The sequence below is a fragment of the Stenotrophomonas sp. SMYL11 genome (genome assembly GCF_036320005.1).
GTDB classification, from domain to species: Bacteria; Pseudomonadota; Gammaproteobacteria; order Xanthomonadales; family Xanthomonadaceae; genus Stenotrophomonas; species Stenotrophomonas maltophilia_A.
On the sequence record NZ_JAWIRS010000004.1, the window covers coordinates 91335 to 114484 of the forward strand.

The window sequence follows — 23150 nt, forward strand, 5'->3', positions numbered from 1 at the left end:
AGACACCGGTAGATCGCGTACAGACGGTAGTCACAGTTTTCGGGTCGCCGGGCATGGCCCGGCGGGGGTCATCGCAGCCCGTCCACGTCCAGGATCAGCGCCATGCGACCATCGCCGATCAATGTTGCACCGGCATAACCGCGCAGGCCGCGCAGCGCTTTCGGCAGCGGCTTGATGACCACTTCCTCACGCCCGCGCACCTGGTCCACGACCAGCCCGAAGCGCGCTTCGCCAGCCTGAAGCACCACGATGGTCAGCAGCGGCGAGGCGGCCGGCGTCACATCCAGCCACTGGCGCAGATCGACCAGCGGCAGCGTGTGCGAGCGCCGGTCGAGCACGGCACGGCCATCGAACCAGCCCAGTGAGGTGCGCGGCGCGTGCAGCACTTCCATCACGCGCGCCAGCGGCAGCGCGTAGACATCCTCGCCGGCCTGCACCAGCAGGGTGGGCAGGATCGCCAGGGTCAGCGGCACGCGGATCATGAAGCGGCTGCCACGGCCCAGTTCCGACTGGATCTGGATCTGGCCGCTCAGTTCGCGGATGCGCGACTGCACCACGTCCATGCCGACGCCACGGCCGGAGATGTCGGTGACCTGCGCCTTGGTCGAGAAGCCCGGCAGGAACACCAGGTGCAGGCATTCCTCGCTGCTCAGGCGGGCGGCCGCTTCCGGATCGATCAGGCCCTTCTCGCGCGCCTTGGCGCGCAGCTTTTCCGGGTCGATACCGGCGCCATCGTCCTGCACCTCGATGCTGACGTAGTCGCCTTCCTGCTGTGCGGAAAGGCGCACATGGCCCATCCGTGGCTTGCCCTGGGCCTCGCGCAGGTCGGGCATTTCCACGCCATGGTCGATGGCGTTGCGGACCAAGTGCACCAGCGGGTCGGCCAGGGCTTCGACCAGGTTGCGGTCGAGCTCGGTCTCGGCGCCGATCAGTTCCAGGTCCACTTCCTTCTTCAACGATCGGGCGACGTCGCGGGCAACCTTGGGGAAGCGCGAGAACACCTTGCCCACCGGCTGCATGCGGGTGCGCATCACTGCCGACTGCAGGCGGGCGGTGGCGATATCCAGAGTGGACACGGCGCGATCCAGCTCTTCATCGCGCAGGCGTGCACGCAGGGTCTTGAGCCGGTTGCGTGACAGCACCAGTTCGCCGATCAGGTTGACGATCGCGTCCAGGCGCTTGGTGTCCACGCGCACGGTATGTTCGGCTTCGGCCAGCGGCTTTGCGGCAGGCTTGGCAGCAGGCTTGGCAGCAGGGGCAGGTGCGGTCGGTCGTGCGGCAGGTGCCGGGGCTGGCGGCGCGGCGGCAACCGGCTTGGCACCCGGTGCCGCGCCACCGTGCAGCTGGTCCAGCAGGGCTTCGAATTCGTCTTCGCTGATCAGTCCGTCGTCAGCTTTTTTTGCCGGCGCGACCGCGGTCGGTGCATTGCCGCCGTGCAGCTGGTCGAGCAGGGCCTCGAATTCGTCGTCGGTGATCAGGTCGCTGCCACCCGCGGCGGGTGCTGCTGCGGCGGCGGGTGCAGCCACGGCACCGCCGTGCACGTCGAATTGTGCGATCAGGTCCGGCGGCGCATAGCCTGGCTCGGTGCCGGAGGAAACCGCGTCCAGCATCGACTGCAGGTAGTCCAGCGATTGCTGGGCCGCGTCGAAGTGGTGGGCCTGCAGCACGGCCTGGCCGGCACGCGCGGCGCCCAGCGCCTCTTCAGCGGCATGGCAGAGCTCGACCATGGCGGTGACGCCGAGGAAGCCGGCGCCGCCCTTGAGCGTGTGGTAGCCGCGGAACACCGCGTTGAGCTGATCGCTGTCCTGCGGTGCCTGCTCCAGCGACACCAGCTGTTCGCCGAGGCGATCCAGGATCTCCTGCGCCTCGATGATGAAATCGGCAGTGATGTCGTCGGATACCGCGCTCATGCTTACAGCCCCAGATCCGACAACAGGTCGTCGGCGTCGTTCTGCGAGACCGCGTGGCGGTCCAGTCCCTTCAGTGCCGGCCCGGCCAGTTCCGGGTCGGTGCGATGCTGTTCCGGCGGCAGGCCGAGCGCGCCGAAGCCTTCGTGCACGCGGCGGACGATGCCGACCACGCGACGGATGATCTGCCCGGTCAGGTCCTGGTAGCTCTGGGTCAGGGCGATCTCGGTCAGGTTGTGGCGGATGCGCTCGAGCTGCGCGTCCTGGTCCGGCTGCAGGCCTTCGGCGCGCAGCTGTTCGGTCAGGCTGCGGCATTCCTCGGCCAGGTCCAGGGTGCGGTGCGTGGCCTGTTCGGTCATCGCTACCACGTGGTCCAGGCGCGCGCAGGCATCGTCCAGTTCACCGGCTTCGCTGGGTACGGTCGGCAGTTCACCCAGCGCCTGTCCCAGTTCGCGGGCCAGCCGCGAGAGGCCGCTCATCATCGGCTGCGTGCGCAGCGCGACCAGTCCGTCGATGCGCTGCCGCCAGGCGGCCTCGTCACCGGACTCCAGTGCGTCCAGGGCTTCCTGCAGGCGCAGGGCGAGGGCGTTCTTGTCGACCGTGGTATCCATCAGGCGCTGGCCGCCAGGCGTTCGAAGATCTTGCCGAGCTTCTCTTCCAGCGTCTGCGCGGTGAACGGCTTGATGATGTAGCCGTTCACGCCGCTCTGGGCGGCTTCGATGATCTGCTCGCGCTTGGCTTCTGCCGTGACCATCAACACCGGCAGGGTCTTCAGCTTGGCATCGGCACGGATCGCCTTGAGCAGCTCGATGCCGGTCATCACCGGCATGTTCCAGTCGGTGACCACGAAATCGAACGGCTGGCTCTGCAGCAGCGACAGCGCAGCATGCCCGTCCTCGGCTTCGGCGGTGTTGGTGAAGCCCAGATCGCCCAGCAGGTTCTTGACGATTCGACGCATGGTCGAGAAGTCGTCGACGATCAGGATGCGCATGTTCTTGTTCAAAGCAGAATTCCTTTGTTGTTCATTCCGGACGGCCGGGGGCAGCCGCCTCGGGGATGTTCATTCTTCGAGGCCAGCGTCGGCAGCCTCGAACAGCTTCAGCCGGCCACGCAGGCGCAGTACCGCCTGGCCGTGGATCTGGCAGACCCGCGACTCGCTCACGCCGAGCACCGCGCCGATCTCCTTCAGGTTCAGTTCCTGCTCGTAGTACAGCGACAGCACCAGCTGTTCGCGCTCGGGCAGGTGGCCGATGGCCTTGCCCAGTTCTCGGCCGAACTCTCCGCGCTCCAGCACCTGCTGCGGGGTCGGGCCGCCCTGGGCCACGGTGTCCAGCTCGCCCTGGTCCTCGATGCGCGATTCCAGGCTCAGCACCTGGCCACGTGCAGCGTCTTCCATCAGCCGCAGGTACTCGGGCAGCGGCATGTCCATCGCGGCGGCCACTTCAGTGGCGCTGGCGGCACGGCCACTGCTCTGTTCCAGGCGGCGGATGGTGGCGGCGGCATCACGTGCACGGCGGTGCACCGAGCGCGGCACCCAGTCGCCACGGCGGATCTCATCGATCATCGAACCGCGGATGCGGATCGAGGCGTAGGTCTCGAACGAAGCCCCCTGGTCGGCGTCGTAGCTGCGCGAGGCTTCGATCAGTCCCATCATGCCGGCCTGGATCAGGTCGTCGACCTCGACGCTGGCCGGCAGGCGTGCGGCCAGGTGGTGGGCGATGCGCCGCACCAGGTCCGAGTGCTGGGCGATGACCTCGTTGGCCGCCGAGCGCTGGACTTCCCTGTACTGGGCTGCGCCTTTCATGCGGCCACCCCTCGCTGCTTGAGGATGCGTTCGAGGAAGAATTCAACGCCGCCGCGCGGTTCGGTCGGCGCCTGCCAGCGGGCGGTACGGCGCGCGATCTCGGTGATCGCAAGCGCTGCCGGGCTGGACGGATAGGCCTTCACCACCGGCTGCTGGCGCTGCACCGACAGGCGCAGCCAGTCATCCTGCGGCACACAGCCCAGGTAGTTCAGCGAGACATCGGCGAGGAACTTCTCGCAGACGCGGGTCAGCTTCTCGTACAGCACGCGGCCCTCGTTCGGGTCGCGCACCATGTTGGCCACCACCTGGATGCGGTCCACGCCACGTTCGCGCGACAGCACCTTGATCAGCGCATAGGCGTCGGTGATCGAGGCGGGCTCGTCACAGACCACCACCACGGTGTCCTGCGCGGCCTGGCAGAAGGTCAGCACGCCGTCGGTGATGCCGGCGGCAGTGTCCACCACCATGATGTCCAGTTCGCGTTCCAGCTCGGAGAACACATTCACCAGACCCACGTGCTCGGCCGGGGCCAGCTCGGCCATGTGGCGGCGGCCGGATGCGGCCGGGACCACCAGCACGCCGTTCGGGCCTTCGACGATGACGTCATCCAGCGTGCAGCGGCCGGCGACCAGGTCGGCCAGGGTAAAGGTGGGGTTCAGTCCCAGGATCACGTCGATGTTGGCCAGGCCGAGGTCGGCGTCCAGCAGCAGCGTGCGCTTGCCCATGCCAGCCAGTGCCACGGCCAGGTTGGCCGACACGTTCGTTTTGCCCACGCCGCCCTTGCCACCAGTGACCGCAATGGTGCGCACAGGGCCGAGCGGCTCGCTGCGGGTGGCCGACAGCGGGAAGGTCTTGGTCAGCTTTGCGTACTCACGCGACGGCATGGTTCAACTCCGGGTTGCAGGGCATATCGGCCGCTCGGCGCAAATCTTCAAGGCGAAGTACAAGATTGGCTGCACTGGCGCGGTGCAGGTCCTCCGGAACGTCCTGGCCGTCGGTCACCCAGGTGATCGGCAGGGCGTGGTCCACGGCCACCGACAGGGCATTGCCGAAGCGGCCGGTCTCGTCCAGCTTGCTCAGTACCAGGCCCTGCAGGTTGGCGGCGCCGAAGCGGCGGACTACCTCGTCCATGTCGCCGAAACTGGTGTTGGCCGGCAGCACCAGCAGGGTGCGGACCTGGCGGGCGGCGCGCAGCCACTGCAGCTGGGCGGCAAGGGCGCGGTCGCGCGGGCCCAGGCCGGCGGTGTCGATCAGCACCAGCTTGTAGTCCTTCAGGCGTTCCAGCAGCTGGTCCAGGTCGGTGCCGCTGTTGGCCTCGTGCACCGCGATGCCGAGCTGGCGGCCGTAGCCGTACAGCTGCTCGCGGGCACCGATGCGGGTGGTGTCGGTGGTGACCAGGGCGACGTCACGCGGCGCGTGCTTCTCGGCGAAGCGCGAGGCCAGCTTGGCGATGGTGGTGGTCTTGCCAGCGCCGGTCGGGCCGACCAGGGCAATCACACCACCTTCTTCCAGCGGGTCGACCGGGGCGATCGGCAGCTTGCGCGAGATCAGCCCCAGCATCAGGCCGCGGCCGCGGTGGGCTTCGGTCTCCAGCGGGATCTGCATGGCCACGTCGCGGGCCAGGCCGGCGTCGAAGCCGTACTCGTCCATCAGGTCCAGCGCAGTGGCGCGCACCGGACAGCCGCGCAGGCGCTCGTCGGTGAAGCGGTTCATCTCGCGCTCGATCACCTGGCGCATGCCGGCCACTTCCTGGCGCAGCTGGCGGATCTCGGCGTCGTCCTGGGCAACCACGGTCAGCACCGGGGCCGGGGCCAGCATGGGGGCCGGGCTGGCTTCGCCGGCGGCTTCGACCGCTGCCGGTTCGCTGGCGGCGATCTCGGGCTGCACTTCGGTCACGGCAGCGGTCGGCAGCGGCGGCGGCTGCACAGTCAGCGCCGGGCTTTCGTGATGCGCCTCGTGCGGCGGGTCGATCTGGAAGCGGGCGCGGTTGGCCGGCGCGGCGCTGGCGGGTCCCGGTGCGACGATGGCCTCGGCGAGCGGGGCGAAGATCTGTTCCGGCAGTGCCGGTTCGTTGACGGCGGCGCGCGCCAGGGTGGCGGCGAAGCCGGTGCTGCCGCGGGTCGGCACGATCTCGTCGGCGCTGTCCAGGGTGCGGCCGGTGGCGCCGACCGCAGCGCGGGCGAGGGCAGCCACCGCCGAGGTGGTGGCGGCCACCGGTTCCGGCGCCGGGGTGTTGCTGCGGCGACGGGTGACCGCGGCGATCACCGCGTCGGCGGCGGTGCGCGGCTTCGGCGCCGGCGGCGGAGCGATGTCACGACGCGAGGCTTCCAGTGCACGCTGCACTGCGCTCTCATCGTAGTTGGCGGCGGCGACGATCTCGATGCCTTCCTCGATCCGGCGGTTGGACAGGATCACGGCGTCAGGACCATGCTCCTTGCGCACCAGGTTCATGGCCGAGCGCATGTCGGCGGCGACGAATCGTTTGATTTTCATGCTGTGGTCACGGGACGAAGACGGCGGGGTGGCGGTCGGGGAACTCGGGTGGTCGGTGGTCTGCACGGTGCGGGTTCCCCTTGGTATCTGTCTGTTGCGTTGGTTCGAAAGTGGTGTCTGTTTTCTGGCGCTTCGGAGGGCGGCGTCAGCTGATCGTTCCGACCAGCTTCAGGCGCTTGTCCTCCGGCACCTCGCTGTAGGCCAGGACCGACAGCGACGGAACGCTGTGGCGGACCAGGCGGGCCAGCGCGGCGCGCACCGGGCCAGGTACCAGCACGACCGCGGGCTCGTTGCGGGCTTCCTGCTTGCTGACACATTCGGCCAGGCTCTGGTGCAGTCGCTCAGCGAGTCCGGGTTCCAGCGCGGCGCCGTTGCCCTGCGTGGACTCCTGCAAGACACGTTCCAATTGCGGGTTGAGCGTGAACACCGGTAGCTCCGCCGACATTCCGGCGATCTCCTGAACGATGAAGCGGCCCAGGGCGGTGCGCACGGCGGCGGTCAGCACGGCCGGGTCCTGACTGTTCGGAGCGTGTTCGACCAGCGCTTCGGCGATCTTGCGCAGCTGGCGGATCGGGATGCGCTCGACCAGCAGGTTCTGCAGCACGCGCACCACCGCCGACAGCGGCAGCGCCTTTGGCGTCAGATCTTCGACGAGCTTGGGCGCGCTCTTGGCCAGGTTGGCCAGCAGGTGCTGCACTTCCTCGTGGCCAAGCAGTTCCGGCGCGTGCTCGCGGATCAGGTGCGACAGATGGGTGGCCACCACGGTGGCCGGATCGACCACGGTATAGCCCAGCGTTTCAGCCTGGGCACGCTGGTGCGGTTGGATCCAGGTGGCATCCAGGCCGAACGCGGGGTCCTTGCCGGCGATGCCGTCCAGCGCACCGAGCGCGCTGCCGGGGTCCAGGGCCAGCTCGCGGTCGGGGTGGATTTCGGCGGTGGCCACCGGCACGCCGTGCACCAGCACGCGGTAACCATTGGCCGGCAGCTCCAGGTTGTCGCGGATGTGCACCGAGGGAATCAGGAAGCCCACGTCCTGGGTCAGCTTGCGGCGCACGCCCTTGATGCGCGCCATCAGTTCACCGCCCTGGCTGCTGTCCACCAGCGGGATCAGCCGGTAGCCGACCTCCAGGCCCAGTGGATCGACCGGACGCAGCTCGTCCCAGCTCAGCTCGGCGGTCGGTGCCGGCGCGGCCGGGCGGCCGAGTGCATTGAGGGCGGCGGCGTCGTTGCCTGCGGCTGCCGGATCGGTGGCCGCGGTCTTGCCTTTGCGGTAGACCTTCCAGGCGATGAAGCCGAGGATCGCGGACAGCGTCAGGAAAGCGACGTTGGGCATGCCCGGCACCAGGCCGACCACGCCGATGATGCCGGCGGTGATCGCCAGCGCGCGGTATTGCCCGAACACCTGGCCGGTCATGGCCTGGGCCATGTCCTGCGAACGCGAGGCGCGGGTGACCAGCATCGCCACTGCACTGGAGACCAGCAGGGCCGGCAGCTGCGCCACCAGGCCGTCACCGATCGACAGCAGGGTGTAGGTGGCGGCGGCATCGCCGAACGGCATGCCATGCTGCAGCACGCCTACGGCCAGGCCGCCGAGCATGTTGATGAACAGGATCAGGATGCCGGCGATGGCATCGCCGCGGATGAACTTGCTGGCACCATCCATCGCGCCGTAGAAATCGGCTTCCTCGCGGACTTCCTCGCGGCGCAGCTTGGCCTCCTCACGCGTCAGCAAACCGGCGTTGAGGTCGGCGTCGATCGCCATCTGCTTGCCGGGCATGGCGTCGAGGATGAAGCGCGCGGTCACTTCCGAGACCCGGCCTGCGCCCTTGGTGATGACCACGAAGTTGATGATGGTCAGGATCGCGAACACCACGATGCCGACCGCGTAGTTGCCGCCGATCACGAATTCGCCGAACGCAGCGATGACCTTGCCCGCGGCGTCGTGGCCGTTCTGGCCGTTCAGCAGGATGACGCGGGTGGAGGCCACGTTCAGGGCCAGCCGCAGCATGGTGGTGATCAGCAGCACGATCGGGAAGATCGTGAAGTCCAGCGGGCGCTTCACGTAGACCACTGCCAGCAGCACCATCAGCGAGATGGCGATGTTGAAGGTGAACAGCGCATCGAGCACCGGCGCGGCCAGCGGCACCACGACCATGGCCAGCAGGGCCAGCACGATCAGCGGCGCGCCAAGGCCCTGCCGGATCATTTCCAGGGCGCGGCGGGTGTTGAAACCGGTGGCGGGCTGGGCGCTCACGGGCGGCCTCCCTTGCCGAATTCATCCACCTGGATGTGCGGGGCGTCCGGCATCGGGCCAGTGCGCCAGGCGCGCAGCTGGTAGACGTAGGACAGGACCTGGGCGACGGCCGAATACAGTCTCACGGGGATTTCCTTTCCGAGTTGGCCTTCCCGATACAAGGCGCGTGCCAAAGGCGGGGCGGAGACAATGGCGACCTTGTTGCCGTCGGCCACTTCACGGATGCGCAGGGCGGTCTCGTCCACACCCAGGGCGACCACTTTGGGGGCGTTCATGGCGCCGCCCTCGTACTTCAGGGCCACCGCGTAGTGGGTGGGGTTGACCACCACCACGTCGGCAGTGGGCACCGCCTCCATCATCCGGCGGTTGGCCATCTGCTGCTGCAGCTGGCGGATGCGGCCCTTCACCTCGGGGCTGCCCTCGCTTTCCTTCATTTCCCGGCGCAGTTCTTCACGGGTCATCTTCAGCTTGCGCATCCAGTTCCAGCGCTGGTACGGCGCATCGATGGCGGCCAGCACCAGCATCGCGCCGGCGGTGGCCAGCAGCAGGCGCAGGGTGAAGCCGAGGCCATCGGTGATGGCGGTCTCCAGCGGGTGGTGGATCAGGCCGCGCAGGGTGTCGAAGCCGGTCCACACCACCAGCCCGGCGGCGACGCCAACGAAGGCCACGCGCAGCAGCGACTTGGTGAACTCGGCAATGGCTTCGGGGCCATACAGGCGCTTGAGCCCGCTCATCGGGTTCAGGCGGTTGATGTCGGGCAGCAATGCCTTCTGCGACCAGCGCAGGCCGCCCATCACCAGCGGGGCGACGAAGCTGGCCAGCAGGCAGACCAGCACCAGCGGCGCGATCACCAGCATGAACTGCAGCAGCAGGTCGCCGAAGTGGCCGAACAGTGCCTTCGGGTTCTGCCGCAGGCTCTGTTCCGGGCTGAGCGCGTGCTTCATCCAGGCCGTGGCACCACGGCCGATCGAGCCGCTCATGGCCATCACCGCCAGGACGCCGGCGCCGAACACGGCGGCGGTGCCAAGTTCGCGCGAGCGCGGCAGGTTGCCCTGTTCACGGGCGTCGCGCAGGCGTTTTTCGGTAGGTTGTTCGGTCTTTTCGCCGGCGGATTCGTTCTCGGACATCACGGGCACTGCGGCAGGGGTTGCCGGGGTGCGTGCAAGAAGTGTTCCGTGATGGGTTCATCTGCCAGCCAAGGTTGGCATCTACCAGAGCAGGTGCAGGTGGGAGCGCAGCCTAGATTTACCCCGGCGGGTGCTGCGTCGGCGGGCTCTGCGCCAGCTCCACCCGCGGCCGCGGCAGGTCGTGCAGCTGCATGAAGCGCGCCGCATCGACCGGGCGGCCCAGCAGGTAGCCCTGCAGGTAGTCGCAGCCCAGGCGCTCCAGGTAGGCGCGTTGCGCGGCGGTTTCCACACCTTCGGCGACGATGTCCATGTCCAGCGCATGGCCCAGCGCCACGATCGCCGAGACGATCACCACATCCTCGGCGCTGTGCTCCAGGTCGCGTACGAAGGCGTGGTCGATCTTGATTTCGGTGGCCGGCAGCCGCTTCAGGTACAGCAGGCTGGAATAGCCGGTACCGAAATCATCGATGGAGATGCCCACGCCCAGCGCAGACAGTGCCTGCAGCAGGCGAAGGCTGGTGTCGGTGTCGCGCATCACCGTGCTTTCGGTGATCTCCAGTACCAGCTGCCGGGGTGCGATGCCATGGCGTTCGATCACCGCGCGCACATCCTGCAGCAGGTGCGGCGAACTGAACTGCACCGGCGACAGGTTCACCGACATCGACCATCCTTCGTGACCGGCATCGTGCCAGCGGCGCAGCTGCAGGCAGGCCTGGTCCAGCGCCCAGCGGCCGATGTCGTTGATCGCACCGCTGCGTTCGGCCAGGCGGATGAAGCGGTCCGGCGGGATCAGGCCATGCTCCGGATGGCGCCAGCGGATCAGCGCCTCGGCGCCGGCCACTTTCTGCAAGGTCACCTGGATCTTCGGCTGGTAATGCAGGAACAGCTGCTCGCTGCCGATGGCCCGGCGCAGGTCGGCCAGCAGCCGGAACTGCTGCTCGGCGCTGTCATTCATCCAGTCGGCGAACAGCACGAAGGCGTTGCGTCCGGATTCCTTGGCCTGGTACATCGCCGCGTCGGCGAAGGCCATCAGCTGGCGTTCGCTGGCGGCGTGGTCCGGGCAGATCGCCACGCCGATGCTGGCGGTCACCTGCAGCTCGTTGTCCGGCAGCAGCGGGCCGCTGCCCACAGCCTGCAGGATGCGCCGGGCCAGGGTTGGCAGGTCCTCGTCGTGCTCGATGCGTACCACCAGTACGAATTCGTCACCGCCCAGACGGGCCAGCATGTCGTTGGGCCGAAGCAGCTGGCGCGTGCGTTCGGCCACCGCAACCAACAGTGCATCGCCGGCCTGGTGGCCATAGGCATCGTTGACCTGCTTGAAGCCGTCCAGGTCCATGAACATCACCGCGAAACGGCTGCCGCCCTGTTCGGCCTCGGCCAGCGCCTGCACGATGCGACGCTGCAGCAGCAGGCGGTTGGGCAGGCGGGTAAGCGGATCGTGCAGTGCGGCCTGGGTCAGTTCCTGCTGTGCGTCGGTCAGCGAGGTACTCAACAGGGAATTGCGCAGGCGCAGCAGCTGCGCCTCCACCCGCTGGTCCAGCCAGGAGACCACCAGCACCACGGCCAGGATGGCGACGGTCAGCACCACCACCAGCATGGCCAGCCATTCGCTCTGCAGCCCATCGCCGACGGCTGCGCCGCAGATGCTGCCTTCCGGAAAGCGTGCGGCGGCCATGCCGGTGTAGTGCATGCCGACGATGGCCAGCCCGAGCAGGCCGGCAGCCGCGAGCCGGTCGCCGACACGGGTGCGCTGCGCGCGCAGGCGGAACGCCACGTACAGCGCCGTCCACGAGGCGGCCACCGCCACCATCAGCGAAAAAAGAAGCCAGCCTGGGTCGTAGTCGATGCCAGGCTGCATGCGCATTGCGGCCATGCCAACGTAATGCATGCCGGCAATGCCTGTGCCCATCAGCAGCGCGCCACCGGCCAACCGCGGGTGGGGCAGGGTGCGCAGTGAAACCAGCCATAGCGCGAACACCGATGAGGCGATCGCCAATGCGAGGGAAAGCAGGGTGATCGGCAGGTCGTAGCCGAGCGGAATGGGCAGGTCGAAGGCGAGCATGCCGATGAAGTGCATCGACCAGATGCCCAGGCCCATGGCGAAGCCACCACCGAGGCGCCACCACCAGGCCGCGCCCTTGCCGGGTGCGGTGACCGTGCGCCCGGCCATAGCCAGCGCGGTGTACGAAGCCATCACGGCAACCAGCAGCGAGATCGCCACCAGCCACGGGTTGTACGTGCCTACCAGCATTCGTCAGTCTCCCGGACCTGCCTGTCGACGGAAACCACGGTGGGGCATGCATGAGGCAGGCCGACGCACGGCGTCGGCCACGTGCGGCATCCCCCCGGTTGCCGCGCATTCACTCTAACGCGCAGACCCGGGGGAAGGGCAAGCAGTAAAACGTGATGACCCGGTCAGTGTGTGACCGTGTCCGCAGCCTGGAAGGCGGCATCGAACAGGCGCTGTACCGGCGGGCCCATTTCGCCTGCCAGCAGGGCCAGCAGGAACAGGCCCAGCAGCAGCGAGACCGGCAGGCCGAGCTGGATCGGGTTCAGCGCTGGGGCCGCGCGAGCCAGGACGCCGAACGCCAGGTTCACCGCCAGCATTGCCACGGTCAGCGGGATCGCCAGGGTCAATGCGCCGCGCAGTACGGTCAGCAGGAAGGTTGGGGCGATGCTGAAGAAGGCGTGCGGGTCCGGCAGCGGGGCGCCGATCGGCAGCGCCCGGTAGCTGTCCACCACCAGCGAGATCAGCGCCAGGTGCCCGTTGGCGGTGAAGAACAGCAGGCCGAACAGCAGATAGAACCACTGGCCGATTACGCCCGAGGTGCCGCCACGCAGCGGGTCACTCATCTGCGCGAAGGCCAGGCCCGTGCCCTGGGCAATCAGTTCGCCGGCCATCGCGCCGGCCTCGAACACCAGCCGCAACAGGAAGCCGATGGATACGCCGATGGCCAGCTCACGGGCGATGGTCAGCACCGTGGCGGCATCGAAACCGGTCCAGTCCGGAACCGGCGGCAGCAGCGGCGCCAGCGCGATGGCCAGGGTGCCAGCCAGCACCACGCGCACCCGTGCGGGAACGGCACGGGTACCGACCATCGGCATGGCCATGGCCACTGCGCCGATGCGCAGCATGGTCCACAGCACGGTGCCGATCATGCCGAAGGCCTGCAGGCCGTCGGCAGCCATCTGGGTGGCGGCGTCCATCGAAGCGCGTGTCCTAGCCGATCAGGTGTGGAATGCGCTGGAACAGCAGCGTGGTGAACTCCACCAGGTGGCCGATCAGCAGGCTGCCCAGCGCGAACAGCACCGCGGTCAGTGCCGCCGCCTTGGCAACGAAGGCAATGGTCGGCTCATTGAGCTGGGTCGCGGCCTGCACCACGCCCACCACCACACCGACCACCAGCACGGTGAGCAGCAGCGGGCCGGCCACCCACAACACGGCGATCAGGCCACCACGCAGTTCGGTCAAGGCAAGTTCGGGAGTCATTCGGGGTCCATCTGCTCATGTAGAGTCGAGCCGCGCTCGACTGTGCTTCTGTAGAGTCGAGCCATGCTCGACTGCCTTTCGATCACGCCGGATTGAAGCTCGCCGCCAAGGTGCCGACGGTCAGCACCCAGCCATCCACCAGCACGAACAGCAGGATCTTGAACGGTGCCGACACCAGCATCGGCGACAGCATCATCATGCCCATCGACATCAGCACGCTGGCCACCACCAGGTCGATGATCACGAACGGGATGAAGATCAGGAAGCCGATTTCGAAGGCGGTCTTCAGTTCGCTGGTGACGAACGAGGCGACCAGCACCGGGAACGGAATCGCATCGGGGCTGGCGTAGGTGCCGTGCCCGGCGATGCCGGCGAAGGTCATCAGGTCGGTCTCGCGTATCTGCGCCAGCATGAAGGCGCGCAGCGGCGTGGTGGTCAGCGTCCAGGCAGTCTGGAAGTCGATCTCGCCATTGAGGTACGGCGCCATGCCGGTGCTCCAGGCCTTGTCCCAGGTCGGCAGCATGATCATTGCGGTAAGGAACAGTGCCAGGCCCAGCAGCACCTGGTTGGACGGCGTCTGCCCGGTACCCAGTGCCTGGCGCAGCAGGCCCAGCACGATGATGATGCGGGTGAACGAGGTCAGCACCAGCAGCATCGACGGGATCAGGGTGATCGCCGTCATCAGCAGCAGGGTCTGCAGCGGCAGGCTGACCGGCGCACCACCGATCTTGCCGACATTGATGTCCGGCAGCGGGGTGGTCGGAGCGCCGGGTGCGGCGAACGCCAGTGCCGGCAACAGGCACAGGGCGAGCATCAGCAGCCACGGCATCAGGGTGGCAAGACGGGTACGGGTGACACGCATGTCAGGGGTCCTTGCGCAGCCGCTGTTGAAGCAGCTGGGCGAAATTCGGAAGATTCTTGAAGTCCGGCACGCGCACCGGCGCGGGCGGCGGCAGCGGTTCGGGCAGGGCGTGCAGGGTGTTGATGCCGCCAGCGGTAACGCCCAGCAGCAGCTGCTGGCCGTTGACCTCGATCACCACCACGCGCTCCTTGGCACCGACACTCAGGCTGGCCACCACCTTCATGCCTTCGGCCGGGCGGAAACCACTGCCGGGCAGGCGCTTGAGCAGCCAGCCGAGGCCGATGACCAGCGCCAGCACTGCCAGCAGCGCCAGCACCGCGCCGAACAGGCTCGGTGCGGCGGCTGCGTGCTGGCCGATCTGCGGGCCGGCCGGAGCGGCGGTCTTGCCGACCGCCAGCAGGGTGGAGGCCAGCAGGCTCAACGCAGTCTCCGGATCCGCTCGCTCGGGCTGACCACATCGGTCAGGCGCACGCCGAAGCGGTCATTGATCACCACCACTTCGCCATGGGCGATCAGGGTGCCGTTGACGAAGACATCCAGCGATTCGCCGGCGCCGCGTTCCAGTTCCACCACCGAGCCCTGGTTGAGCTGCAGCAGGTTGCGGATCGGCAGGCGGGCGCGACCGACTTCCAGCGACAGGGTCACCGGCACGTCCAGGATCACGTCCAGGTTCAGGTCCGGACCGTTCGCCTCATCGGCCTGCAGGCTGCTGAACTGGGCCGGGGTCGGTTCGAGGGCGTCGATATCGTTCATTGCGGGTCTTCCTGGATGACGGGTACGCGCGGGCGGGTGCCCGGCGGATGGGTAGCGGTGATCTTCACGGCGTTCATGCCGTTGGCGATGCCGAACTCGCCGGTGAACACCGGAATGTTCTCCACGCACAGCGGTACCTGCGGGCTGAGCTCAATCGGCAGGATGTCGCCGACCTTCAGCTGGGTCAGGTCACGCAGGGTCATGCGCTTGCTGGCCAGTACGCTGGACAGGGTCACCTCGGCGATGTTGAGCTGTTCGCGCAGGGTCTGGCCCCAGCTTTCGTCGCGATCATTGCGGTCGCTCTGGATGCCAGCGTCGAGCAGTTCGCGGATCGGCTCCAGCATCGAATACGGCAGGGTGACGTGGATGTCGCCGCCACCGCCGTCGAGCTCGACGTGCAGGCGGCACACCACCACGTACTCGCGCGGCGTCACGATGTTGGCGAAGTGCGGGTTGATCTCCGAGTTGATGTACTCGAAGTCGACGTCCATCACCGGTGCCCAGGCCTCGCGCAGGTCGGCGAAGGTCTGCTTCAGCAGCAGGTGGATCACCCGCATTTCGGTGGCGGTGAACTCGCGGCCTTCGATGCGGGTGGGGTAGCGCCCGTCACCACCGAAGAAGTTGTCGACGATGGCGAACACCAGGGTCGGTTCGAACACGATCAGGCCGGTGCCGCGCAGCGGCTTGAAGCGGATCAGGTTCAGGTTGGTCGGCACATACAGCGAGTGCATGTAGTCGTTGAACTTGATCAGCTCGATGCCGCGTACCGACAGTTCGGCCGAACGGCGGATCAGATTGAACAGGCCGATCCGCCACAGCCGCGCGAAGCGCTCGTGGACCATTTCCAGGGTCGGCATGCGACCGCGGATGATGCGGTCCTGGCTGGCGAAGTCGTACGAACGCGCCTCGCCTGATGGCGGTTCCGGATCGGTTTCGACCGCACCACTGTCCACGCCGTGGAGCAGGGCATCGATCTCGTCCTGGGACAGCAGATCATTCATCGGTGGGCCCTTACTGGGTCACGAAGCTGGTGAACAGCAGATCGTCGGCGCCGTTGCTGCCGGTCTCGGCCTTGAGCACTTTCTGCACTTCGGCCAGCGAAGCAGCCTGCAGCTTCTGCTTGCCGGCGACATCGGCGATCTGGTCGGGGCTGACCTGCGAGAACAGCATCAGCAGGCGTGCGCGGATGGCCGGGGCATGGGTCTTGATCGCTTCCAGCGCGGCCGGATCGCGGGTCATCAGCTGCACTTCCAGCTGCAGGTAGCGCGGGCCGTCGACCGGGCCGTTGAGATTGACCACGAAGGCCGGGTCCAGCGCGAAGTACTGGGCCGGTGCCGGCGTCGTGGTCTTCTTCGGGGCCTGCGCGGTCTTGTCTTCGTGCTTGGACTGGGTGAAGAACCAGACGCCGCCACCGGCGGCAGCGGCGGCGAGCACGGCCACCAGTGCGGTGATCAGGACCGGACTGCGCGGCTTGGCGGCCTTGTCCTTCTCGGCGGTCTTCTTGGTTTTGTCAGCGGCTGCGGCCACGGGGTGAAGCTCCTGAGGGTTGCTTCACCGGGATATGCAAGGGGTGTGCCGGAGCCGGGTCAGAGGGGTGCGACGGAATTCCGTCGTGGTGCCGGTGGGGCCGTGCGGAGCAAGCTCCGCACCCACCAACGCGATACTGGTAGGTGCCTACCGCCCCGATCTGGTGGGTGCCAACCTTGGTTGGCACATCTGTCAGGCGTAGGCGTCCAGCAGCCCGCGCTGGCGGATCAACTGCGCGGACGACACGCTGGCCTCGCCCGGCGACGGTTCTCCGTCACCCGCGATGCCGCCGGCACTGGCCTGGCCTGACGCATTGCCGTCACCACCGGGCGCCTGATGACCAACATCAGCATGAGCCAGCTGGAAGCCCTGCTCGCCAAGAAGTTCACGCAGGCGCGGCAGACTGCTTTCCAGTGCCTGGCGCACATCCACGTGCGGACTGCTGAAGCTGGCATGCACCTTGTCGCCGTTCAACTGCAGGCGCACGTCGACCGGGCCCATGTCATCCGGACTCAGCCGGATGTGGGCATGGCCGATCTTCTGGTCGGACAGCCAGCCAAGGCGCGCGCCAATGGCCTGGTCGAAGCCATCGTCACCGAGCACCGGCTTCGGAGTCGGCTCGCCATTGAAGATGGCGTTGCCGGTAGCGAGTGCGGCCTTCAGATCCTGCACAGCCGCGTTGCCCGGCGCATGCAGCAGCGGCGCTGCGGCACGGTCGCCGATGAGGGGTGCGTCGCTGCCTTCACCACGCTCGTTGCGCTTGCCGGGGAGCACCAGTTCAGGCAACGGCAGCGTGGCTGTCTGGTCGGTGCCGCTGCTGGTGGTGGACGATGTGGCCGCCGCCGCTGTGGATGGCAGGGCTGCGGCGGCCGGCAGGGCGGCGGGGGCGGGTAGTGCGTTGCCGTCTGCGTCGGTAGCCGTTGCAGCCACTGCTGGCAGAGCGGCGGCAGGATCGGCAGGCGCCGGTACCGCCAGCACCAGCCCAGCCAGGCCGAGCGGCGGCCAAGGGGCTTCCTCGGTCGCGGCCGGGGTGTCCTTTTCGGCAACCGGCTTGGCCGGTACTGTGGGAACCGTGGCGGCGGTCTCTTCGGGGGCGGCAGCGCTGTCCGGCCTGCGCTCGGCGCCGGCCTGGCCATTGCTGTCCGATGCCGGTTCCTGCGTGGACGGCACGGGCGTGTTCGCGGGTTTCGAGGGTGCATCGGCACCCGGCGAGCCACCCTGCAGCAGTTGGCTGAACTCCTTGTTGCCCTCACCACGTGGTGCGCGGGGTGCGCTGCTGCCGGAATGCTGCGGCTGCGCGTTGGCGCTGCTGGCCAATGGCGCGGGCATCACGAGCGGCCTCCCTGCTCGGCGCCGTCCTGATCTTCGGCCTGCACCAGGCGGGCGCGACGCGCGCCAATGTCGTCCATCTCGCGCTGGTCACGGCGGTCGGTCACCACCTTTTCCTGCGCGCGGTAGCTGGCGGCCAGCTGTTCCAGCACGGCTTTGTCACGGCTGGCCAGGATCAGGCGGGCGCGCTCGGCTTCCACCTTCTCGCGGTTGCCATTGACCGTGGCCTGCTGCTGTTCGACCGCACTGTCCAGGCGGTCGAGAAACGCACGCCGGTTCAGCAGCTGCGCCGGGCTGGTCGCCGCCATCTGCGCGTTCGCGTATTCCTCGGCATAGCGGCGCAGTTCGTCCAGTCGCGATAGATGGGTATCGAGCACGCGCTGGCGTTCGGCCAGATCGCGGGCGACTGCGTCCTCGTGTTCCTGGGCCCGCTTGAGCAGGGGATCGATGTGCTTGGACTGGTTCATGGCTTAACTCTCTTGTTCCACCAGGCGCTGCAGTGCCGCCTGGCTATGCGGGAGATCTGCGGCCTTGGCAACGTCCTGGCCGAGGAACTCCATGATTTCCGGCCAGCGTTCCAGGGCTTCGTCGGTGGCCGCGTCGTTGCCGCGCTGGTAAGCACCGATGGCGATCAGGTCACGGTTGGCCGAGTAGGCCGAAACCAGTCGCTTCAATTTGCGGATGCGCAGGCGCCACGGCTCGTCGGCGATTTCCGTGACCACGCGGCTGACCGACGATTCGACGTCGATGGCCGGGTACAGGCCGCTGTCCGCCACTCGCCGCGACAGCAGGATGTGGCCGTCGAGGATCGCGCGCGCCGCATCGGCGATCGGATCCTGCGGATCATCGCCTTCGGTCAGCACCGTGTAGAACGCGGTGATCGAGCCACGGCCCTTGGCGCCATTGCCGGCGCGTTCGACCAGTGCCGGCAGCTTGGCGAACACCGACGGCGGATAGCCGCGGGTGGTCGGTGGTTCGCCGACCGACAGGCCGATCTCGCGCTGCGCCTGGGCGAAGCGGGTCAGCGAGTCCATCAGCAGCAGCACGTTCAGGCCCTGGTCGCGGAACCACTCGGCGATGGCGGTGGCACGGTAGGCACCGTGCAGGCGCGCCAGCGGCGGCCGGTCGGCGGGACTGGCCACCACCACGGCGCGGCGCAGGCCCTCTTCGCCCAGCGTGGTTTCGACGAAGTCGCGAACTTCGCGGCCACGTTCACCGATCAGGCCGACCACGATCACGTCGGCAGCGGTGTAGCGGGTCATCATGCCCAGCAGCGTCGACTTGCCGACACCGGAACCGGCGAACAGGCCGACGCGCTGGCCGCGGCCGATCGGCAGCAGCGCGTTGATCGCGCGCACGCCCACGTCCAGCGGCTGGGTAATGGGTTCGCGCGCAAGTGGATTGATCGACACGCCGGCCATGCCGACATGGCCCTCGGCGCGGATCGGGCCCTTGCCGTCCAGCGGCACGCCGTCGCTGTCGATGACGCGGCCGAGCAGGCCTTCGCCCACTTCCACGCCGCCACGGCGCGCGGACGGCACCACCCGGGCATTGGGCAGCAGGCCGTGCAGTTCGGCGCTGGGCATCAGGTAAGTGCGCTCGCCGGCGAAGCCGACCACTTCGGCGTCGACCCAGCCACCATCGACCACTTCCACCTTGCAGCTGGCGCCCAGCGGCGCCTCGCAGCCGACCGCTTCCAGGGTGAGCCCGACCGCGCGGCGCAGCACGCCCTCGCGGATCAGGCCGCGACCATGCGCGGTATCCACGCGCAGGCCATCGAGGCGGCTGGCCAGGCGCAGGTTGCGGGCCACGGCCCAGTCGGCCGGTGGCGGAGTCGGCTGCTGATCGGGGTTCATGCATTGGCTCCGGTCTGGCGGATCACCGCGTCCAGCGCGCCGCGCAGGCGGGCTTCCAGGGTGCCGTCGATGCGCACGGCTTCGGCGTGCACGCGAAGATCGCCGCGGCTGAGGCTGGTGTCGGGCACCAGGCGCTGTTGTGGCGGCAGGTTCAACAGCGGGGCGAGGGCGGCGATGTCGTCCGGGTGCAGGCGCACCTCCACTTCCCGGGTGCTGCCACCCACCGCGTCGATGGCCTCACCGACCAGCTGTGCCAGCAGTGCCGGGTCAGCTTCGTAGGCACGGCCGACCAGCGCACCGGCGATGCGTACCGCCAGCTCGCCCAGTGCGCCGACCACTTCGTTCTCCAGCCGCACCAGTGGTCGGCTGAAGTTGTCCAGGATGCCTTCGATCTGCGCGGCGAGGCGACGCACCTCCGCCTGGCCCTGGCCGTAGCCTTCGGTATGGCCGTGCTGGAAGCCTTCCTTCTCTGCGCTGTCCTGGATGGCCTGGATTTCTTCCAGGGTCGGCAGCTGCAGCGGCGGCTCCGGCTCGTGTTCCGGGTCCGGCTCGGTGAGTTCGAACGCATCCTCCTGATCCAGCACCGGTTCGGGCTGGGCCAGCAGGTCCGGGGCAAGCCAGCGCACGACGTTGCTCACAGCATGGCCTCCGCGCTGCCACCGATGGTGACCGTGCCTTCATCGGCCATGCGCTTGACGATGGCCAGGATCTCGCGCTGCGCACCTTCCACGTCGGACAGGCGCACCGGGCCGCGGGCTTCCATGTCCTCCAGCAGGATTTCCGCCGCGCGCTGCGACATGTTACGGGTGATCTTGTCGCGCACCTTGATGTCGGCACCGCGCAGGGCCAGGCCCAGGCGCTCGCCGCTCACTTCACGCAGCACCAGCTGCATTTCGCGGTCGTCGAGGTCGACCAGGTCGTCGAACACGAACATCAGGTCCTGGATGCGGTTGCTCAGCGGCGCGTCGATGCGGGCGATCTCGCCCAGGATTGCCTGGTCCTGGCCGCTGTCCATGAAGTTCAGGATGTTGGCCGCGCACTGCACGCCGCCGATGTTGGATGACTTCAGGTTCTGGTTGCCGGCGAACTGGCGCTCCATGATCTCGTTGAGTTCATTGAGCGCGTTCGGCGGAATGCCGTCGAGCGTGGCGATGCGCAGCAGCACGTCCACGCGGGTACGGTCGGGCAGCAGCTTCAGCGCGTCGGCGGCCTGATCGGTTTCAAGGTGCGCCATCACGATGGCGATGATCTGCGGGTGCTCGTTGCGCACCAGGTCGGCCACCGCGCGCGGGTCCATCCACTTCAGCGCGTCCAGGCCGGTGGTGTTGCGGCCGAGCAGGATGCGGTCGATGAGGTTGCCGGCCTTCTCGCTGCCCAGTGCCTGCACCAGCATGTTGCGGATGTAGTCGTCCGAGCCCACGCCCAGCGAGGTCTTCGAGCCCAGCTCCTGGCCGAACTGGTCCATCACCCGTTCCACCTGCTCGCGGGTGATGTCGGTCATGGTGGCCATGGCGATGCCGATTTTCTGCACTTCCTTGGGTTCCATGTGGCGCAGCACTTCGGCCGCATCCAGCTCACCCAGTGACAGCAGCAGCACGGCCGCGCGCTGTACGCCGGTCAGTTGTGCCTCAGTCATTGGCCACCCAGCCCTTGACCACCTGGGCCACGCGCTTGGAGTCGGTCTTCACGGCTTCACGCGCCATCCGCAGTCGTTCCTCATATGAATCCACCGGCAGGGCCAGTGCATCCGGCCCGCCCAGGCTGGCCCGGTCGGCGCCCAGCGCCGGCAGCGGCATGCCGTCGTCATCGACCAGCTGCACGTCCGCGGTATGCGGTTCCAGTGCCTGCGGGTCGTCCTTCTTGGTCTGGCCAGTGATCGCACGCAGGGCCGGGCGCAGCACGCCGAACAGCAGTGCCAGCACCACCACGGCACCCAGCAGCATGCGGCCGGCGTCGTGCACCCACGGCAGCTCCCACCAGGCCGGGCCTTCGACCGGCGTGGTGTCACGCACGAACGGGGCATTCATCACCGACACGGTGTCGCCACGCTCGGCGTTGAAGCCGACGGCCTGCTTGACCAGCGCCTCGACGCGGGTCAGTTCCGCGGCCGACAGCGGCTGCGGGCTGACCTTGCCGTTGGCAGCGGCGCGCGGCACGTTGTCCACCAGCACCGCCACCGAGACGCGCTTGATGCGGCCAGCCGGCTGGCGGGTGTGCTGCAGGGTGCGGTCCAGCTCGTAATTGCGGGTGGCGTTCTTGCTGCTTTCGGTGGGGGCCTGCGCGGTGGCCGGTGCGGCTTGCTGGCCCGGCGGGCTGTTGCTGGTGGCGCCCGGCACGCCCTGCGGGCCCGGGGTGCTGGTGGTGTTCTCGCTCATCTGCTCGCTGCGCAGCTTCTGCGGTTCACCGTTGTAGAGCTCACGGGCTTCCTCGGTTACCGAGAAGTCCATGTCCACGCTCACTTCCGGATTGACCCGGCCGGGGCCGGTCATCGGTTCCAGCAGTTCGCGGATGCGCTGGTTGAACGAGGTTTCCTGGCGGCGCACCTGCTCGAACTGGGCCGCGTTGACTGCCGCTTCGCTGTTCGGGTCGGTGATGCTGAGCATGCGCCCGCTCTGGTCGACCACGGTCACCCGTTCCGGAGCGAGGTCCGGAATGCTGGCGGCGACCATGTGCACGATGGCGTCCACCTGGCTGCGTTCCAGCTGCTGGCCGCCACGCAGTTCCAGGGTGACCGAGGCGCTGGCCACGTCGCGCTGGCGGGTGAAGGCGCTGGGCTTGGGAATGGCCAGGTGCACGCGCGAATCGCGCACCGGGCGCAGCGTGTTGATGGTGCGCGACAGCTCGGTTTCCAGCGCATGCTGGTAGCGTGCGCTTTCCACGAACTGGCTGACGCCGAAGCCCGGGTCGCGTTCCATCAGCTCGAAGCCGAGCTTGCCGCTGTCGGTCAGGCCGGAGCCGGCCAGCTTCAGGCGGGCGTCGTGCAGGTTCTTTTCCGGCACGGTGATGCCACCGGTGGCCGGGTCGAGCGCGAACGGAATCTGCGCGGCGCGCAGCAGGTCGGTCGCTTCAGCGGTGGCCTTCTGGTCCAGGCCGGTATACAGCGGGACCATGCCGGGCTTCTGCGACCAGAAGAACACGAACAGCCCGGCCGCTACGGCCACGGCGATCATCGCCATCAGTCCGAGCCGACGGGTGATCTGCAGGCTTTGCAGCCGATCGAACCACTGGCCCGCCTTTTCGGCGTTCAGGGATTCCTTGGAGAGCGACAGGGCCATGCGGTTCTATCCTTACAGCGGCATGTTCATCACGTCCTGGTAGGCCTGGACGAGACGGTTGCGGACTTCCACGGTGGCGCGGAAGGCGATCTGGGACTGCTGCGAGGCGACCATGACCTTGGCCAGGTCGGCGTTGGGATCGCCCATTTCGAAGGCTTTGGCCAGGGCGCCGGATTTCTGTTGCGCGTCGTTGACGCCGGCAATCGCACCACGCAGGGTTTCGGTGAAGCTGGCCGGCTGGGCCTGCGGTGCATCCAGCACCGTGCCCGGCAGGGCGTTGCTGCGCGGCGTTTCGCCCAGCGGGTTGAGCGCCGGCTGTCCCATCTGGGTCTGATAGGAGCGGATCTGCGAAAGGATCGACGTGACGGAGTGGGACATCTGCAACGGTTCCAGAAACAGGGGATGGGGTTGTCTGCTGGAGCAGGTGCAAGTGCCGTGCCGAAACCGGTATTCGATTCAGTGAAGTGAGGGTT

23 protein-coding genes are annotated in these 23150 nt (G+C 67.9%); all 23 read right to left on the reverse strand.

Going from position 1 to position 23150, the window contains the following annotated elements; all coding sequences use genetic code 11:
• Positions 1 to 68 precede the first annotated feature (68 nt).
• The 23 genes from V3B46_RS09175 to fliE all read right to left on the reverse strand — a co-directional run bounded on the left by V3B46_RS09175 (position 69) and on the right by fliE (position 23055).
• The gene (locus V3B46_RS09175; RefSeq protein ID WP_329891749.1) at positions 69 to 1910 is read right to left on the reverse strand and encodes a chemotaxis protein CheA; all 1842 of its coding nucleotides are present in this window, start codon (positions 1908 to 1910) and stop codon (positions 69 to 71) included.
• 2 nt (positions 1911 to 1912) lie between these two features.
• Positions 1913 to 2518, reverse strand: coding sequence for a protein phosphatase CheZ (locus V3B46_RS09180; RefSeq protein WP_329891750.1), 606 nt, complete (start codon positions 2516 to 2518; stop codon positions 1913 to 1915).
• On the reverse strand, positions 2518 to 2910 hold the full coding sequence (gene cheY / locus V3B46_RS09185) for a chemotaxis response regulator CheY (RefSeq protein WP_006365466.1): 393 nt from the start codon (positions 2908 to 2910) through the stop codon (positions 2518 to 2520). Before cheY ends, V3B46_RS09180 begins: the two co-directional genes overlap by 1 nt.
• A gap of 57 nt (positions 2911 to 2967) precedes the next feature.
• Positions 2968 to 3711 (reverse strand): RNA polymerase sigma factor FliA, encoded by a 744-nt coding sequence (locus tag V3B46_RS09190; protein WP_329891751.1) that lies wholly within the window; start codon positions 3709 to 3711, stop codon positions 2968 to 2970.
• Positions 3708 to 4595 (reverse strand): MinD/ParA family ATP-binding protein, encoded by an 888-nt coding sequence (locus tag V3B46_RS09195; RefSeq protein WP_010482449.1) that lies wholly within the window; start codon positions 4593 to 4595, stop codon positions 3708 to 3710. Before V3B46_RS09195 ends, V3B46_RS09190 begins: the two co-directional genes overlap by 4 nt.
• Positions 4582 to 6204, reverse strand: coding sequence for a flagellar biosynthesis GTPase FlhF (gene flhF / locus V3B46_RS09200; RefSeq protein ID WP_329891752.1), 1623 nt, complete (start codon positions 6202 to 6204; stop codon positions 4582 to 4584). Before flhF ends, V3B46_RS09195 begins: the two co-directional genes overlap by 14 nt.
• A gap of 145 nt (positions 6205 to 6349) precedes the next feature.
• Positions 6350 to 8410 (reverse strand): flagellar biosynthesis protein FlhA, encoded by a 2061-nt coding sequence (gene flhA, locus V3B46_RS09205; RefSeq protein ID WP_195763255.1) that lies wholly within the window; start codon positions 8408 to 8410, stop codon positions 6350 to 6352.
• A 44-nt stretch (positions 8411 to 8454) separates the two neighbouring features.
• Positions 8455 to 9585 (reverse strand): flagellar biosynthesis protein FlhB, encoded by a 1131-nt coding sequence (gene flhB / locus V3B46_RS09210; RefSeq protein ID WP_154263443.1) that lies wholly within the window; start codon positions 9583 to 9585, stop codon positions 8455 to 8457.
• A 118-nt stretch (positions 9586 to 9703) separates the two neighbouring features.
• Positions 9704 to 11836 (reverse strand): putative bifunctional diguanylate cyclase/phosphodiesterase, encoded by a 2133-nt coding sequence (locus V3B46_RS09215; RefSeq protein WP_329891753.1) that lies wholly within the window; start codon positions 11834 to 11836, stop codon positions 9704 to 9706.
• A gap of 164 nt (positions 11837 to 12000) precedes the next feature.
• Positions 12001 to 12792 (reverse strand): flagellar biosynthetic protein FliR, encoded by a 792-nt coding sequence (gene fliR / locus V3B46_RS09220; RefSeq protein WP_012510964.1) that lies wholly within the window; start codon positions 12790 to 12792, stop codon positions 12001 to 12003.
• A 13-nt stretch (positions 12793 to 12805) separates the two neighbouring features.
• Entirely contained in the window at positions 12806 to 13075 is a 270-nt protein-coding gene (locus tag V3B46_RS09225) for a flagellar biosynthetic protein FliQ (RefSeq protein WP_106467949.1), read from the reverse strand.
• Between the two features lie 82 nt (positions 13076 to 13157).
• On the reverse strand, positions 13158 to 13937 hold the full coding sequence (fliP, locus tag V3B46_RS09230) for a flagellar type III secretion system pore protein FliP (RefSeq protein ID WP_049421888.1): 780 nt from the start codon (positions 13935 to 13937) through the stop codon (positions 13158 to 13160).
• A gap of 1 nt (position 13938) precedes the next feature.
• Positions 13939 to 14358 carry a flagellar biosynthetic protein FliO gene (fliO, locus tag V3B46_RS09235; RefSeq protein ID WP_329891754.1) on the reverse strand — a complete coding sequence of 140 codons (420 nt, stop codon included), beginning with the start codon at positions 14356 to 14358 and terminating at the stop codon, positions 13939 to 13941.
• Entirely contained in the window at positions 14355 to 14690 is a 336-nt protein-coding gene (gene fliN, locus V3B46_RS09240) for a flagellar motor switch protein FliN (protein ID WP_005409543.1), read from the reverse strand. Before fliN ends, fliO begins: the two co-directional genes overlap by 4 nt.
• On the reverse strand, positions 14687 to 15691 hold the full coding sequence (gene fliM / locus V3B46_RS09245) for a flagellar motor switch protein FliM (RefSeq protein WP_049431106.1): 1005 nt from the start codon (positions 15689 to 15691) through the stop codon (positions 14687 to 14689). Before fliM ends, fliN begins: the two co-directional genes overlap by 4 nt.
• Before the next feature lie 10 nt (positions 15692 to 15701).
• Complete coding sequence (locus V3B46_RS09250; RefSeq protein WP_154263447.1) at positions 15702 to 16217, reverse strand: flagellar basal body-associated FliL family protein; 516 nt, start codon at positions 16215 to 16217, stop codon at positions 15702 to 15704.
• A gap of 192 nt (positions 16218 to 16409) precedes the next feature.
• A complete protein-coding gene (locus tag V3B46_RS09255; protein WP_329891755.1) occupies positions 16410 to 17546 on the reverse strand; it encodes a flagellar hook-length control protein FliK in 1137 nt (378 codons plus the stop codon).
• Positions 17546 to 18013: a flagellar export protein FliJ gene (gene fliJ, locus V3B46_RS09260; protein ID WP_329891756.1), complete on the reverse strand. Its 468-nt coding sequence runs from the start codon at positions 18011 to 18013 to the stop codon at positions 17546 to 17548. Before fliJ ends, V3B46_RS09255 begins: the two co-directional genes overlap by 1 nt.
• A gap of 3 nt (positions 18014 to 18016) precedes the next feature.
• Positions 18017 to 19402, reverse strand: coding sequence for a FliI/YscN family ATPase (locus V3B46_RS09265; RefSeq protein WP_154263449.1), 1386 nt, complete (start codon positions 19400 to 19402; stop codon positions 18017 to 18019).
• On the reverse strand, positions 19399 to 20040 hold the full coding sequence (locus V3B46_RS09270; RefSeq protein ID WP_071229203.1) for a FliH/SctL family protein: 642 nt from the start codon (positions 20038 to 20040) through the stop codon (positions 19399 to 19401). The genes V3B46_RS09265 and V3B46_RS09270 overlap by 4 nt, the downstream gene beginning before the upstream one ends.
• Positions 20037 to 21023: a flagellar motor switch protein FliG gene (gene fliG, locus V3B46_RS09275; protein WP_024958226.1), complete on the reverse strand. Its 987-nt coding sequence runs from the start codon at positions 21021 to 21023 to the stop codon at positions 20037 to 20039. Before fliG ends, V3B46_RS09270 begins: the two co-directional genes overlap by 4 nt.
• A 7-nt stretch (positions 21024 to 21030) precedes the next feature.
• Positions 21031 to 22677: a flagellar basal-body MS-ring/collar protein FliF gene (fliF, locus tag V3B46_RS09280; protein ID WP_329891757.1), complete on the reverse strand. Its 1647-nt coding sequence runs from the start codon at positions 22675 to 22677 to the stop codon at positions 21031 to 21033.
• A gap of 12 nt (positions 22678 to 22689) precedes the next feature.
• Positions 22690 to 23055 (reverse strand): flagellar hook-basal body complex protein FliE, encoded by a 366-nt coding sequence (fliE, locus tag V3B46_RS09285; RefSeq protein ID WP_189719494.1) that lies wholly within the window; start codon positions 23053 to 23055, stop codon positions 22690 to 22692.
• Positions 23056 to 23150: the final 95 nt, after the last annotated feature.

Bases quoted from the DNA above. Each gene is read 5' to 3' on its own strand.
- V3B46_RS09225 (WP_106467949.1), bottom strand. From the start codon at position 13,075: ATGACTCCCGAACTTGCCTTGACCGAACTGCGTGGTGGCCTGATCGCC.
- V3B46_RS09255 (WP_329891755.1), bottom strand. From the start codon at position 17,546: ATGCCCGCGCCATTGGCCAGCAGCGCCAACGCGCAGCCGCAGCATTCC.
- fliN (WP_005409543.1), bottom strand. From the start codon at position 14,690: ATGAACGATATCGACGCCCTCGAACCGACCCCGGCCCAGTTCAGCAGC.
- V3B46_RS09175 (WP_329891749.1), bottom strand. From the start codon at position 1,910: ATGAGCGCGGTATCCGACGACATCACTGCCGATTTCATCATCGAGGCG.
- flhA (WP_195763255.1), bottom strand. From the start codon at position 8,410: ATGATCCGGCAGGGCCTTGGCGCGCCGCTGATCGTGCTGGCCCTGCTG.
- flhF (WP_329891752.1), bottom strand. From the start codon at position 6,204: ATGAAAATCAAACGATTCGTCGCCGCCGACATGCGCTCGGCCATGAAC.
- fliF (WP_329891757.1), bottom strand. From the start codon at position 22,677: ATGGCCCTGTCGCTCTCCAAGGAATCCCTGAACGCCGAAAAGGCGGGC.
- V3B46_RS09195 (WP_010482449.1), bottom strand. From the start codon at position 4,595: ATGCCGTCGCGTGAGTACGCAAAGCTGACCAAGACCTTCCCGCTGTCG.
- fliM (WP_049431106.1), bottom strand. From the start codon at position 15,691: ATGAATGATCTGCTGTCCCAGGACGAGATCGATGCCCTGCTCCACGGC.
- fliP (WP_049421888.1), bottom strand. From the start codon at position 13,937: ATGCGTGTCACCCGTACCCGTCTTGCCACCCTGATGCCGTGGCTGCTG.
- fliE (WP_189719494.1), bottom strand. From the start codon at position 23,055: ATGTCCCACTCCGTCACGTCGATCCTTTCGCAGATCCGCTCCTATCAG.
- V3B46_RS09190 (WP_329891751.1), bottom strand. From the start codon at position 3,711: ATGAAAGGCGCAGCCCAGTACAGGGAAGTCCAGCGCTCGGCGGCCAAC.
- V3B46_RS09215 (WP_329891753.1), bottom strand. From the start codon at position 11,836: ATGCTGGTAGGCACGTACAACCCGTGGCTGGTGGCGATCTCGCTGCTG.
- flhB (WP_154263443.1), bottom strand. From the start codon at position 9,585: ATGTCCGAGAACGAATCCGCCGGCGAAAAGACCGAACAACCTACCGAA.
- fliJ (WP_329891756.1), bottom strand. From the start codon at position 18,013: ATGAACCAGTCCAAGCACATCGATCCCCTGCTCAAGCGGGCCCAGGAA.
- V3B46_RS09180 (WP_329891750.1), bottom strand. From the start codon at position 2,518: ATGGATACCACGGTCGACAAGAACGCCCTCGCCCTGCGCCTGCAGGAA.
- V3B46_RS09265 (WP_154263449.1), bottom strand. From the start codon at position 19,402: ATGAACCCCGATCAGCAGCCGACTCCGCCACCGGCCGACTGGGCCGTG.
- fliR (WP_012510964.1), bottom strand. From the start codon at position 12,792: ATGGACGCCGCCACCCAGATGGCTGCCGACGGCCTGCAGGCCTTCGGC.